This window comes from Halovenus salina (assembly GCF_026410925.1).
GTDB lineage: Archaea > Halobacteriota > Halobacteria > Halobacteriales > Haloarculaceae > Halovenus > Halovenus salina.
Window position 1 is genome coordinate 201,065 of record NZ_CP112972.1, and the last position, 13,241, is coordinate 214,305.

At 60.5% G+C, this 13,241-nt stretch carries 8 protein-coding genes; 2 read left to right on the plus strand and 6 right to left on the minus strand.

Going from position 1 to position 13,241, the window contains the following annotated elements; genetic code table 11:
* Positions 1-52 precede the first annotated feature (52 nt).
* Positions 53-2,077 carry an AMP-dependent synthetase/ligase gene (locus OSC37_RS01020; RefSeq protein ID WP_267162745.1) on the plus strand — a complete coding sequence of 675 codons (2,025 nt, stop codon included), beginning with the start codon at positions 53-55 and terminating at the stop codon, positions 2,075-2,077.
* A 1-nt stretch (position 2,078) separates the two neighbouring features.
* Here the strand turns inward: OSC37_RS01020 and OSC37_RS01025 are convergent, their stop codons facing one another.
* The 5 genes from OSC37_RS01025 to OSC37_RS01045 form a co-directional block, all read right to left on the minus strand.
* Positions 2,079-2,462 (minus strand): secondary thiamine-phosphate synthase enzyme YjbQ, encoded by a 384-nt coding sequence (locus OSC37_RS01025; RefSeq protein WP_267162746.1) that lies wholly within the window; start codon positions 2,460-2,462, stop codon positions 2,079-2,081.
* 144 nt (positions 2,463-2,606) lie between these two features.
* Complete coding sequence (locus OSC37_RS01030; protein ID WP_267162747.1) at positions 2,607-5,786, minus strand: SpoVR family protein; 3,180 nt, start codon at positions 5,784-5,786, stop codon at positions 2,607-2,609.
* Between the two features lie 18 nt (positions 5,787-5,804).
* Complete coding sequence (locus tag OSC37_RS01035) at positions 5,805-7,124, minus strand: YeaH/YhbH family protein (protein ID WP_267162748.1); 1,320 nt, start codon at positions 7,122-7,124, stop codon at positions 5,805-5,807.
* Positions 7,125-7,131: 7 nt separating this feature from the next.
* The gene (locus tag OSC37_RS01040) at positions 7,132-9,426 is read right to left on the minus strand and encodes a PrkA family serine protein kinase (protein WP_267162749.1); all 2,295 of its coding nucleotides are present in this window, start codon (positions 9,424-9,426) and stop codon (positions 7,132-7,134) included.
* A 3-nt stretch (positions 9,427-9,429) separates the two neighbouring features.
* Positions 9,430-11,502: a PrkA family serine protein kinase gene (locus OSC37_RS01045; RefSeq protein ID WP_267162750.1), complete on the minus strand. Its 2,073-nt coding sequence runs from the start codon at positions 11,500-11,502 to the stop codon at positions 9,430-9,432.
* 357 nt (positions 11,503-11,859) lie between these two features.
* Here OSC37_RS01045 and OSC37_RS01050 point away from each other — a divergent pair, with 357 nt between their 5' ends.
* The gene (locus OSC37_RS01050) at positions 11,860-12,246 is read left to right on the plus strand and encodes a DUF5820 family protein (RefSeq protein ID WP_267162751.1); all 387 of its coding nucleotides are present in this window, start codon (positions 11,860-11,862) and stop codon (positions 12,244-12,246) included.
* Here OSC37_RS01050 and OSC37_RS01055 read toward each other — a convergent pair whose 3' ends face one another.
* Entirely contained in the window at positions 12,247-13,212 is a 966-nt protein-coding gene (locus OSC37_RS01055; RefSeq protein WP_267162752.1) for a beta-ribofuranosylaminobenzene 5'-phosphate synthase family protein, read from the minus strand.
* Positions 13,213-13,241 lie beyond the last annotated feature (29 nt).

Sequence of the window (13,241 nt, forward strand, 5' to 3'; positions counted from 1 at the left end):
CGGTCTTTTTTATGAGTGTCCTGTGTAACCAGTCCACACAGGGAGCATCTACATGAGTGAAATACGGGAGCCCGACTGGCTAGCGCGCGAGCGGGAGTACGAGGACGACCTCGAACGGTACGGAACGATTCCCGAACTGTTCGAACGAAGTGTCGAGCGACAGCCACAGAGCGATGCACAGCTCTACAAAGGCGGTATCTACGACCGGTCACTAATCGAGGGGGACGTCCTCTCGCCGGCTCCTGTCGGCGAGTACGCGAGCATCTCGTACCGCGAGATGCACGATATCGTCAGGCACTTAGCGACCGGATTTCGGGAAATTGGACTGGGAGAAAAAGACAGAGTCGGCCTCCTCTCGAACACACGAATGGAGTGGGCACAGGCCGATCTCGGGTTACTGGCTGCGGGCTGTGTCGTGACGACGGTCTACACCGACTCCTCGCCAGAACAGGTGGAGTACTTGCTGTCTGATCCCAACGGGTCTGCGGTCGTTGTCGAGAACGAGCAGCTGCTCGACCGCCTCTTCGAGGTCGAGGACAAACTCGACCTGGAGGCTATCGTGCTCATCGACGAACCAACCGAGAGCTACGACAGGGAGTCGCTCTATACCCTCGCAGACGTACACGAAATGGGGGTTGAAAACTTCGACGAGACGGCCTACGACGGGTGGATCGAGGAGACACACCCCTCGGACCTCGCGAGCCTGATATATACATCAGGGACGACAGGAAAGCCAAAGGGCGTTCGACTCACCCACTGGAACTTCCGGTCAAACGTCCACCAGATTCGGCGACGGATTGGACCCCGCGACGGCGAACCCGACCGCCTTTCGATCGATGCTCATACGACGGCCATCTCGTTTCTCCCGCTTGCTCACGTCTTCGAGCGGCTCGCAGGCCATTTCCTGATGTTCGGCTCGGGGGCGGCGATTGGCTACGCCGAGAGTACTGACACCATCGCCGATGATATCGCCAAAATAGGGCCAACGTCGGGGGCTAGCGTTCCCCGGGTGTACGAGCGTATCTTCGACAGCATGCGCGAGCAGGCGAGTGAGGGCTCCGGTGGTGCACTCAAACAACGGATATTCAACTGGGCACTCGATGTCGCAAAGAAGTACCAGATGGCCGACGACCCCGGTGGAGTACTCGGTCTCAAACACGCGCTCGCAGACAGATTGGTCTACAGTGATGTCAAAGAGAGTCTCGGCGGGAACATCGAGCTCATGGTCTCTGGGGGTGGCAGCCTCAGTAAGGATCTCTGCCAGATGTTCAACGGGATGGGTGTCCCTATCGTCGAAGGATACGGGCTAACGGAGACAGCACCAGTCATCTCTGTGAACTCCCCGGACGACATCCGCCCGGGGACGCTGGGAGTCCCCCTCGAAGGTATCGACGTTGCTATCGACCAGTCGGCTACGCTCGAAGAGGATCTCGAAGACAGTGATTCGCTCGTCGGCGAGCTACTGGTCCGTGGGGACAACGTCACCAGTGGCTACTGGAACAAGCCGGGTGCCACCGAGCGGGCATTCGTCGAGGACCCCCTCGACAGGGATGAGTTGGTCGCGCCGGGCGACCTCACAGCGAGTGGCAAGTGGTTCAGAACGGGTGACTTGGTCGAGTACACGTCGGACGGCTTTCTCATCTTCCACGATCGAATCAAACAGGTCTTCGTGCTGGATACCGGGAAGAACGTCGCTCCCCAGCCACTCGAAGATGTCTTCGCCACCGAAGACCGCATCGAGCAGATAATGGTTCTCGGCGACAACCGGAAGTTCGTCGGCGCGCTCGTTGTCCCGAACTTCGAACGACTCCGCTCCTGGGCCGCCTCGAACAATCTTGACCTCTCCGATGACCCCGAGGAACTGGTCAACGACGAGCGCGTCATCTCCTGGATTCAGGAGACGATTGCAGACGGTAACGAGCAGTTCAGCGAACACGAACAGATCAAGAAGTTCGCACTCGTCCCCGAAGAGTGGACACCCGGGAACGACCTGCTGACACCGTCGATGAAGAAAAAGCGCCGGACCATTCTGGACGCGTACCAAGACCGCGTTGAGGAGATCTACGGCGATGAGTGAGCTACTCGACGGCCACCGTCAGGGTCCGCGTTCGTGGCCCGTCGCATTCGAGTAACAGGACGGACTGCCAGGTGCCGAGCCTGAGCGTTCCGTCCTCGACCGGGATAGTTACGTCTGGACCGACCAGCAGCGACCGGAGGTGTGCGGGTGCGTTGCCGTCGAGTCGGTCGTGTTCCCATCCGCTGTCGGTTATCAGCTCCGAGAGCGCATCTTCGATATCGTCGAGCAGGCGTGACTCCGCCTCATTGACCGTCACGCCGGCGGTCGTGTGCTGGACAAATACTGTTACGGTGCCCGATGCCGAGGACGGAATCGCAGCACTTACTCGGTCTGTTACGTCCACGACATCGAGATGGTCGGTCGTCTGAATCTCGAACTGGTCCATACCGAGCGTTCGGTCGGTGCTGTTATGAGCTTTCATAGTGATTGTTGCGGTTATTTTCGTGACCACGTCACGAATCTCGGTGTTTCACCGCGTGAGACCCACGTCTCGTTTCCCAACGGCGGTAAAGACTCGCAACAATCACTATCAGGCCAGCCACTCTTCGGGCTTGGTGTCGTAATCGACATCTGTTGCGGTCAAGTGTTCGACCTCTGACCTGTCGAGTTCGATCTCCTCGAACTCCGACCCGTCGTATCGAATCTCACGTCCGACTTCTTCGGGCTCGGGCTCGCGGTCGCGACGGCGCGCGACCTCGATGTCGTGGTCGTCGTAGACGGTCTCGATTGTCCGGAGCGCGACCGGCCGGCCCCAAAGCTGGAAGACACGTTCGAGCGTGTCCTTTGCCTCCTCCATATTGAGTGCAACACCGTTGTACTGGTGTTCGAGCAACAGCTCGTTGCGGTTTCGGTAGTTGCCGTCGGCCACCATGACGGTCGGCTTGCCGAAGTTGGTCAGCTGGAGCATCAGCTTCTTTTTCACGTCCGTGTAGTCGGTCGAGGTGGCGCGGTAATCCCCCGAGGACTGCATGTACTCGTAGGTGAAGTAGTTGTGTTCGTCCACGAACTCCTGGGTGAGGAACTCATCAACGAAGGTGACGTCGTTGTGGCTCTCCCGAATCTCGCGCATCCGGTCCCAGCCGACGGCGTAATCCACGTCCGCGAGGGCCGTCTCGACGCTGTCGTACCGCCCAGTGTCGAACATGTACCGCGAGATTCGCTCCAGTTCTTCCATCGAGATACGCGCGAGATAGCCTCGATTTGCCGGCTTCACCAGCGAGTAATGACGCTCTGCAAGCCCCTCGTAGGTGAACAGCTTCCAGGGGTATTTCGCGACATCGACGTCGCCATCGCGGGCGGCTTTGAGTGACTCCGCGTCGATTCGGGGGTCGTCTGTCGGTATCCCCTCGAGATTGTCTGGGTCGACCGACGCCACGACCGGGTCTGGTTCGAGGAGGTTGAGCACCTGCTCGAAGTCCACCGTATCGTGGAAGTTCCGCCAGGTGATGCCCTCCGTACAGAGCAGCGCCTCGATGACGTGGCGTCTGTTCTCGGTGTTCTCGATGTACTCCCACAGCTGCAGCCCCAGGCTGTAGGGGTTCAATCCGCCCGAGCCGAGGACTTTCGACATGTGGTCGGCGTAGGTGATGAACTCATCTGCGCCAGCGAAGTTCTCGTCGGCCATCATCAGCGACTCCCATTTCGAGTTGTGGTTGACAAGCCCTGCGCCCGCGTACCGGTGTGTGTTTTCGACAGAAATGTCGTAGACAGTTCCAGTCCCCTCTTCGATTGCGACTATTTCGTCGCTCCAGTCCTCAGCTTCGAGCCACGAGAGTTCGTCGAGATACGTCTGCAACGCCGCCTCTTTCTCCGTGTACCCGAACCCGATTTCTTCGTGGTAGCGCTCAGCAGACGAGCCGGTCAGGTGGACGTGATAGCAGCCGTCTGACTGCTCGCGCCTCCGGCTGAGTACACCGAAATTCAACAGGAGTAACTGGGCAGTGCTGCTTAACGATTCACTCTTTGTGCTCAGTATTACGCCCTGTTCGCCGGCGTATCCGTCAGCATCCATCAGACCACGGACGAACTCGGCGACCACACGCCGAGGAGAACGGCAAATCGCGTCCGGAACGGCCTTTATTTCGGCCGCTTTCCCATCCGGACACCCGAACTCATCGATCAACAACTCAACCAGATTGGCTGAGTAAATGTAGGCCCGCCAGCGGTCATCTGCCTGTTCGACGGTGGCATCGACTCCGAACAGTTCCTCTGCGAGACCGGCGAACTCTTCGGCGTGTTTCTTCTGACCTGCGGTAAGTCCTACCTGTCTCGCCGCAGAAGACACGTGGCCGTCGCCGGTGAGCAGACCCAAGAACCGACCTACCTCTTCGGTTACGTCGTCGGGAACTCGAATCAGCGTGCGGTTCTCGACGTGTGATTCACCGTCGTACCTCTCTAGGGCCGACTCGATCTCCTCAGCTTTCTCTGCTCGGCCCGTTTTCCGGTAGCGCATCACTGTCCAGACAGAGACCCCGGCCTCCTCCGCTACGTCATCGAGCGTCACTGATTCGGGATTCGTCCACTCTATCGGAACTAGGTCTGTGCTCCAGACCTCGTTACCACCGGATATCTCTATCTCATCGCCAAGCTCGAAGTTATCTAACCGCTTCCACGATCCGTCCGGTAAGCGAATCCGGTGGTTGTTCGAGCCTGTCAACTCGAATCCGCGGCGGGTCTCAATTGTTACTGTATCGTGATCTTCGATTACGTGAGAGTTGTAGACGCCCTGGGGCTGCTCCCCGTCGGAAACCGGTATGTGGTCATCGACCACCTCACGCATCGGTACGACACCTCGTGAGGTGAAAATTTGAGTTTCTGGAGCCACACAAGCCCACCCTTCATTCATTATTTTTGTCATTTTCTGCGGTGCGAAGTAGTAGGCTTCTGTCCGCAGGATTTCGAGGACCTCCTCTTGCCAGTCGTCCATCTCGACAGCTTTCTCGGCGTCTGCGTCGTACTGTTTGCCGTGATTGCGGAGGAAGGCGAGGATGTCCTTCTCTGGCTCTGGGGGGAACCGCGCCGCATCGTCGTCTTCGCGGCGTGCTTCGAGCCACTCGTCGTCGAAGACCTGCCGTTGGACCTCCTCGGAGAGGTCGAGATCTCCCAGTTCGTCGCTCACGTCGCCGTACTCGATATCCGGCTCCGCCGCGGCCGCGTCGCCAATCGGCTCGTAGGGCTGGTACTGGTCGATGTTGTCCTCGAGACAGAGGATGTGGTCGATAAAGCGCTCCACCTCGGCGCGCTCGATATCGGTATCGCTCATGAACTCCTCGATTGACTCGGCGTGACGCGAGAGCATCGCCGCGGCGTCGGGGTCACGGCTAAACATGCCGAACCACTCGTTGTTGGCGAAGAAATCAGAGTGGGCCTCGACGTGGGTGATGACCGCCTTCTGGTCAGCCATGGAGTTCGAGGTCTGCAGGAAGGCGTGTGCCGGGTTGTCGTTGTTGACGATTTCGAAGGCTTTGCCCCCGAGGAACTGACTCTGTTTCTGCTGGCGGTCGTAGCTCATCCCCCACCGCCAGTGCGGGTACCGGCTCTGGAAGCCGCCGTAGGCGATGAGTTCGTTCATGTCGTCGTAGTCGACGACCCAGTAGTTCACGTTGTACGGTTCCAGCCCGAGTCGCTCTGCGAGGTCGTTCGCGGCCTCGACCGGCTCCTGAAGCGACTCGGCTTCCTGTTGCATTCGGATTTCGTCGGGTGATTTCATTGGCGTTTCCTCCGGTTGTTACTCATCTGTCTCCTCCGTGCTTAGTATCTCGTAGATGGCGTCGGTCACGTCTGCTGGACGGGTGACGTAGGCCACCGCCACGTCGTTGCTGTCGCCAAAGTGGTTCTCGACCTCTTCGGCGTGGGTCGCGTTGATCGCGTTGCCCGACGGCTGTGTCTCCACGTAGGCGTGGAGGTTGGCGTCGATTCGCTCCATCAGCGGGATGACGTTCTTGTCGGTGTCGTTCGAGGAGTTCTCCGAGTCGCCCGCTGCGAAGACATACCGGTTCCAGTCTGTCCACGGGTACTCCTCGTCCAGTCGCTCCAGTGCCAGTTCGTACGCACTCGATATGCGGGTCCCGCCGCCCGACCGGATGCCGAAGAACTCCTCGCGGTCGACCTCCCAGGCGTCTGCGTCGTGAGCGATGTAGACGAACTCGGCGTTGTCGTACTTCCCCTGGAGATACCAGTCCAGTGGCGTGAACGTCCGCTCGACGAGTTCTCGCTTTTTCTGGCGCATACTCCCGGAGACATCGCGGATGTTGACGACGACCACGTTGCGCTCGCGCTCCTCGACAATCTCGGGGTAGCGGTACCGCTCATCCTCCCGCCGGAACGGAACCTGGTCGACACCGTCCCGGCGTATCCGCTGTGCGGTGTCAGTCCGCTCGACATCCGCGTTCATCTCGTCGAGACTCTCGTAAGTCGTCCGTTCGTCGGCCGGCATCTCGTCGTAGGCGTTCTCTATCCAGATCCGCGAGACGGGCAGGTTCTCGTCGCTTCGGGCCCACTCGAAGACACGAGCCGGCCCCCATCCGTCGACTTTCAGTGCCGCCCGCACGTAGTCCTCGTCGAAATCCATCGCCAGTTTGCGCTTGAGGCCTTTCTTGAACAGCCGCTCGAAATCGAGTGTTCCGGTCGGTCCGGTCCGGGTAATATCGGTGAAATCACCCTCGACTTCCTCGATTACCTTCTTCCCTTTTGGATCGAGGTCCAGGCCGAGTTGTTCGTCCAACTCCTCGGCGAACTCCTCGGGATCCATCTCGTAGTACTCGTGGTCACCACCCTCCTCGCCGGGGTCGCCCTCCTCATCGCCGTCGCCGGGTTCCGGCTCGCCGACGGGGTCGCCGGGCTCAGGTGTGCCGTCCTGGCCCTGGCCGACGCCGCCCATCTCACGCTGGTCGTAAGCGAACTCCGGGAGGTCGATAATCTTGATCGGGATGCGAACTTCGTCGCGACGGCTCTCGCCGAGGTCGCCGTACTGGATGAACTCTTCGAGGTCCTGGCGGCGCTGTTCGCCGACCTCTCTGTATCTGTCGAGGTCGTCTCTCAGTCCCATCGTCCCACTAGCTCCATTTGTAGCTCACCTGATTCATGACGTGACGGCTCGTCAGTTCTGCCGTCGCCTCGCTGTAATCGTACAGCTCTTGCATGTTCTGTATCGTCTCCTGTTTGAGTCGCTCCGTCTGCGTTCCGGTCGGTGGGTTGTCCCACTGGTGTGGGTCGAAGTCCTCGTAGGTCCGTTTGATATCCTCCCAGTCGTAATTCCCAAGCACTGCTTTGATGACCGGAATCTCCTTCGGATTGACCGCCGAGACACGGAACTCCTCGTCGCGGTTGCGCCACGCGTGGCGGTTGAGCGCGGTAATAATCTGCTCGGTCCGGAACTCCGCGACGGCGTCGTCGGGCTGATTGCCGGTGTAATCGTCCTCGGTGAACCGGCCGAGGTGCTCGATTTCGAACACCTTCATCTTCAGCGGGTCCGGGTCGACCCGCTCGCCGCGGTCGTTTTCGAGTGTCTCGCCCTGTGCCCAGGCGTAGACGTGTTCGACGTACTCTTCGACCGTCGCCTCGTCGACACGCTTGTCTCGCATCATCGCGTTCAGCACGTCCTCCTCCTGCTGGGAGAAGGTGTACTCCTTGACAGGGGCGATTCGTTCCTCGAACTCTGCGGCTTCTGTCGTCGAGAACACAGGCGCATCAGCCAGCCGTTCAGCCATCGCATCGAGCACGTCTCTGGGCATCATGACCGACTCGACATCGAACTCCTGGTGGAATCGGTCCGACTCCTCGTGGAGCAGATCCGCGATGATGTCCCGCGTGTAGGTGACCGGGATGCCGTGTTCGCCGTTCCTGCCCGACCCGTCGAACTCCACGTCCTCGATGTCGATTCGCTCGTCACCGTCCTGCAGGTAGCCCCGGTCGAACAGCAACGCCTTGTCGACGATTGAAATGTCCTCGGGCAGGTCTGTGGTATCGAGTCTGGAGACGACGGCGTACATCGCGGCCGCTTCGAGGGTGTGAGGCGCGAGTTCGCGCTCCCGGACAGTGTTGTCGGCACGGCGGACCTGAACCGAAAGTGGTGCGCGAATCCACTCTTCGAGCTGGTCCCAGGTGCTTGCGTCCCAGACACTGGTCTCGTCAGTCAGCTCGCGGCGCAACAGTTCGGCCTCCAGCGAGAGGTTCGTCAGGTAGGTGAACCGATGGCGGTCGAGCCGTCGCTTCAGCGCCTTGAGCGGGTCCTGTCCCTCCCGTTCGACGTGTTGGTTCAGCTGGCCTTCGAGGTCGGGGTTCGAGATGATGACCAGCTGGGTGTCGATGTCCATCCCGATTCCCTTGTCGAGTTTGACTCGTCCCTCGTCGGGAACGTTCAACAGTTTCTGGAGTAGGTCGGAGTGTTGGGAAGCGTCCTCGACGATTGTGAGCAGCCCGTTTCCCTGCGAGAGGACGCCGTCGTAGGAAAAGGCCTGTGGGTTCTTGCGACCTCGGGAGTCGAGTTCGCGCAACATGCCGTGCATCCAGGAGCCGACCAGCCGCTCTTTTGGCGTTCCCTCGTCCTCGGAGTGGAGGATGCCGATTCCCCTGCCGATGTCGACGACGAAGTTCTTTATCCGCAGGTGTTGGCGGTCTGTCGCCGCAGAGAACAGGTCCTCGACGCCGTCGCGGCGGTACTGTTCTTCGAGGTACTCGTAGGCCTCTCGACAGAAGGGGTCGAGTTCACCGTCGACGCGAAGTGGGATGTGGTCGTCGATGCGCTCGTTCAGTTCCGCGACGAGGTCGTCTCTGACCGTCTCCGGAAACACCGTCAGCGGATGAGACTGGACCGGACTCTCGTACCAGTCGTCCTCGTCTCCCATCGTCCCCTCGTCGCTGTAGGTCAATCCCGGGGAACTGTCGAGGCCGGCGACGTTCCACTCCATGGTGTAGCGCCGCCCTTCGTCGGTCTTCGAGAACTCCCGGAGTCCGTTGACGAGACACCGCTTCAGCTCGGATTTGCCTGTCGCCGTTGGCCCCTCGAGCCAGAGGATTTTCTCGTCTTTGCCACGACCTGCTGCAATCGAACGGAGGTCGTCGACGAAGCGGTTGAGCACCTCCGTGTTGCCCAGAATGGCGTGTTCGCCGTCGTTCCAGGGGTCGTCGAAGAACCGATACCGCTCTTTCTCGTCGCCTTCCTCGATGACCGTTCGTGTGCCGGCGGATTCGATTGCCGCAAGCAGGTACTTCGGGGCGTGAGCGCCGCGGTGGGGTGCCGACAGGAGCGTCTCGACGTAGTCGCCGAGGCTCATCGGCTCCTCGTAGGTGGCATCGAGCGTTCTGTCCGCAGCCTCGATGTAGTCGTTACCGCTTCCGTCGGTGTGCATTGGTCACTCCTCCATCTCGCTTTTTGCCACCTCTGCGCCGGCGAATTCGAGGACCTCTTTGGCCCCCTCTTCGGAGTATCCCTGCTCGATGAGCGCGTCTATCCACTCGTTGCGCTCGTCGTCGTCCATATCGCCGCTGGTGACCAGCGCCGAGAAGTTGATGTTGTGTTTCTTGTCCTCCCAGAGCTTGCGTTCGAGCGCTCTGCGAAGCCTGTCGTTGTCCTGTGGCTCGAAAGACACTCCCTCGCGGGCACGCCGGGAGACCCAGTTTGCGACCTCCTGGCGGAAGTCATCCTTGCGGTCCTCGGGCAGGTCGAGTTTCTCTTCGACGCTCCGGAGGAACTGTTCGTCTGGCTCCTGTTCGCGGCCCGTGATATCGTCCTCGACGGTGTCGTCGTCGATGTAGGCCATGACGTGGTCCATGTACTTCTCGCCCTGGCGCTGGATCTCGTCGACATCGTAGGCCAGTGCGTGGCGCACATCCTCGATTGCGCGCTCTTTGTACTCCTCGCGGACGAGTTCGAGATAGCGGTAGTAGGTCTCGAACATGTCCGAGGAGATTGAGCCGTGGTTTTCGAGGTTGCCTTCGAGGTGGTTGAACGTCGTCAGCGGCGAGAGGAACGACCGCGAGCGATGCATCGAGTCCATGATTGCCTCGGCAATCTCGTCACCGATGAACCGCGGCGAGACGCCGTCCATCCCCTCGCCGATTTCGACCTTCTCGGCGGCCTCCTCACGGAGCTTCTTCACGTCGACATCCTCGGTCTCGTCAATCTCTCCGTTGTAGGCTTTCGCCTTCTGGAGCAGGTCGATCCCGCCCGCGTCGGGGTCTTCGATGCGGGTAAGCACGCCGAACAGGCCGGCCATCTCCAGGGTATGCGGCTCGACGCCGATGTCCGGCAGATCCGCGTTCTGGAGCATCTTCCGGTAAATCTGGGCCTCGTCCTCGTAGGAGAGGACGTAGGGGAAGTCGATGCGTTTGGTCCGGTCGTTGAACGCCTCCATCTTCTCGTCGCCTTTTTTCTCCCGGTACTCGGGCATGTTCGTTCGGCCGACGATGACCTGGTCGATGTCGATTCTGGGGTTGTTCTTTGGCTTTATCGTCTTCTCCTGGGTCGCGTGCAGGAAGTCATAGAGGAACTCCCGCTGGAGCTTCAACAGCTCTTCGCCCGAGAAGATGCCCCGGTTGGAGTTACAGAAGGCTCCGGAGTAGTCGAAGGCGCGGGGGTCTGATTCGCCGTAGACGGCGATTTTCGAGTAGTTGACGTCGCCGGTGAGCTCGGTCTCGTCCTGGTTTTTCTTGTCTTTTGGCTCGAAGGTCTCGATTGCCTGTCGCTTGTTCTCGTCGGCGAGCAGCCGGACGACCTCGACGTGGTTGTCGAGCACCGCTTCGAGGTCGTCGTCGTAGTGGGCGAGCAGGCGGTCCATGTAGAACTCGCTCGCCGGGTCCAGTGACTGCTCGTTTCGAATCGTGTATGGGGCATCGAGTCGCTCGTTGATGTCGTCGATGACCTGCTGGCGCTGTTTTCTCGGCAACAGGACAATCGGGTCCTGGTTCATCGGCGAGCGGACCACGTCGTCGGCTGGGTCCTGGTCGGGAATGACGCTACAGAGGTCCGTCCATCGGAACGTGTACATCCGCCCCTCGTCGCGCGTCGTGTAGTCTTCGAAGTACTCCCGGACCTGCGAGTCAAAAGCCGATTTCCCGGAGCCGACCGGGCCGAGCAACAGGAGGATACGTCGGTCGGGGCCGAGTCCGCGTGCCCCGGATTTGACCTTGTTGACGAACCCGTGGATTGCCTCGTGGATGATTCGGCCGTAGAAGGTGTCTTCGCCGTCGTTCAGCGGGTCCTCCGAAGCGAGCTGGTACTCGACGACGCCCTCGTCCTCGTCGTAGGTCGTCCCGTAGTGGTCGAACATGTCGGCGACGCGCTGGTGTGCCCCGCGGGCGATACGCGGCGCGTCGTAGAGTTCGGCGAGGTACCAGTCGAACGACCGCGGCTTGCGAAGGTCACTCGGTATTGTGTTTCTGTACTCCTCGCTCAGCGATTCCAGGGTGCGTTCGTGTTCACTCATTTGTGTACTCCGTGAGTCTGGTTGCTGTCTCCGGGGCCGGGGGCGACCCGATCTGGCCGTCTTTCAGCGGCGACCTGCCTCTGTTTCTGAACTGGCTCCGTCAGGGCACGGGGACCATCGGTTGTCGATCTGTTCCGCATCCTTTTAGTATAGTACTTCTACTCACATATAAGTGTCACTGTAATTGGGTTACCCTATTCGATATATCGCCGCACAGAGCGTCGAACTTGGGTGACGTTGCCGCGTGAAGTGTTAAAATATCTAACACGAAGGCCCCCTATTTATATATGAGAACTCGAAACCCTCCCAGGAGAGTCGAACACTGCTGTTTATACCGCTGGCCAGACAACTGCCGATATGGAATTCGAGGGGCTCGACGAGGCCTGGCAGGTCTGGAGTCTGGAGTCGACCAAGGCCGTGCTCGCCTATCGGCCCGATATCTTCGACAGCCAGGAGTTTCCCGCCGAGTGTCTCCCGACAATCTACGTGACAAAAGGGAGACGCGGCCGTCGTCCAGGGCGTGACGTCCCCGACCCAGCCGACTCGTGGTACGTGACACTCTATCTGGAGCCCGAGATCGACCTCGACGAACGGGAGTTCGACTCAGCGGAGGCCGCAACGACTGGCGCGATGGCGCTGGCGAGTGAGTTCTCCCGGGGTGAGATTTCGTATCGGGACCTCTATCAGGTGCCTCGTCCATCCTACTTCGAGCAACTCGATGAACTCACCGGCCGAGAACCCTGATTAGTCGTCGACAGTGTGGCCGGCTGCACTCGGCTCAACCACGCTAACAGTCCCATCAAGACCCAGTTTGTCGAGGGTAGCCACTGCACTTTCCTCGGCCTCCGTTGCTCTGGCAGCGTCGGTCACGCCGTAGGCCGTCGGCCCCCAGGAGGACTGGCCGGCTCCGAAAACGGCCTCGTTCCGAGAGAGCTGTTCGATGATTTCGCCAGCCGGTGGCCGGTAGAGACCGCCCTGCTCGTCGGCGTACCACGTCCCGTTGAGGCGGCCGATGCGGCTGATTGCGTCGCCGAAGGCACTGATGTCTCTCTCGGTAATGGCCGGCAGGAGCTGGCGGGTGAGGACAGCCGCGACATCATCGGCGACAGTCGGATCCGCAGTGTCGACTGCCGACTGCATGCTCGCGTCCTCGTCGGGTCCGCTACGTCCCTGCTCGGCTGCCGGCGTCACGACGACGAACCGCCAGTCTGCCGGAAGCGGCCGGGAGACAATCGGTGACGGCACCTCCCAGTTGCCTGGCTCTGGCGGGTCTGTGGTGAACCGCTCTGTCGGGTGGCCTGCATCGACGGCGAAGCCGCCGGACTCGAAGGTGGCAACACCGACGCCGCTCCGGCCGCCCCGCCCGAGTTCAGGGGCGGCATCGCGCGGGTCGACGGTCTCTCCGTACGCCTCGGCGATGCCGACCAGACACGAAAGGGCGAGCTGTGTGCCACTCCCCAACCCGACGTGTCGGTCGAACCGTTCCTCGACCGTGAGACGAGCGCCCGGAACATCGAGCACATCGAGCGCTCGCTCGGCGTACCCCCGGAGCCCGTCGCCCTGGCAGCGCAGCCGCTCTGCCTGCGTCACCTCGATGTTGATTCGTGGTTCGTCGAGGCCGAGTCCGATGCCGCCGTAGAGTCGGTCGTGGGCCAGCGAGAGGTTTTGAAAGCCGACGTGTAGGCGTGCGCCCGTCTCGACGGTGACCATGCTGGCTCAGACTAGTGACCACCAGATAA

Excerpts from the sequence above, each read along its gene's own strand:
- OSC37_RS01055 (WP_267162752.1), bottom strand. The coding sequence starts at position 13,212 with ATGGTCACCGTCGAGACGGGCGCACGCCTACACGTCGGCTTTCAAAAC.
- OSC37_RS01050 (WP_267162751.1), top strand. The coding sequence starts at position 11,860 with ATGGAATTCGAGGGGCTCGACGAGGCCTGGCAGGTCTGGAGTCTGGAG.
- OSC37_RS01045 (WP_267162750.1), bottom strand. The coding sequence starts at position 11,502 with ATGAGTGAACACGAACGCACCCTGGAATCGCTGAGCGAGGAGTACAGA.
- OSC37_RS01025 (WP_267162746.1), bottom strand. The coding sequence starts at position 2,462 with ATGGACCAGTTCGAGATTCAGACGACCGACCATCTCGATGTCGTGGAC.
- OSC37_RS01035 (WP_267162748.1), bottom strand. The coding sequence starts at position 7,124 with ATGGGACTGAGAGACGACCTCGACAGATACAGAGAGGTCGGCGAACAG.
- OSC37_RS01020 (WP_267162745.1), top strand. The coding sequence starts at position 53 with ATGAGTGAAATACGGGAGCCCGACTGGCTAGCGCGCGAGCGGGAGTAC.
- OSC37_RS01040 (WP_267162749.1), bottom strand. The coding sequence starts at position 9,426 with ATGCACACCGACGGAAGCGGTAACGACTACATCGAGGCTGCGGACAGA.
- OSC37_RS01030 (WP_267162747.1), bottom strand. The coding sequence starts at position 5,786 with ATGAAATCACCCGACGAAATCCGAATGCAACAGGAAGCCGAGTCGCTT.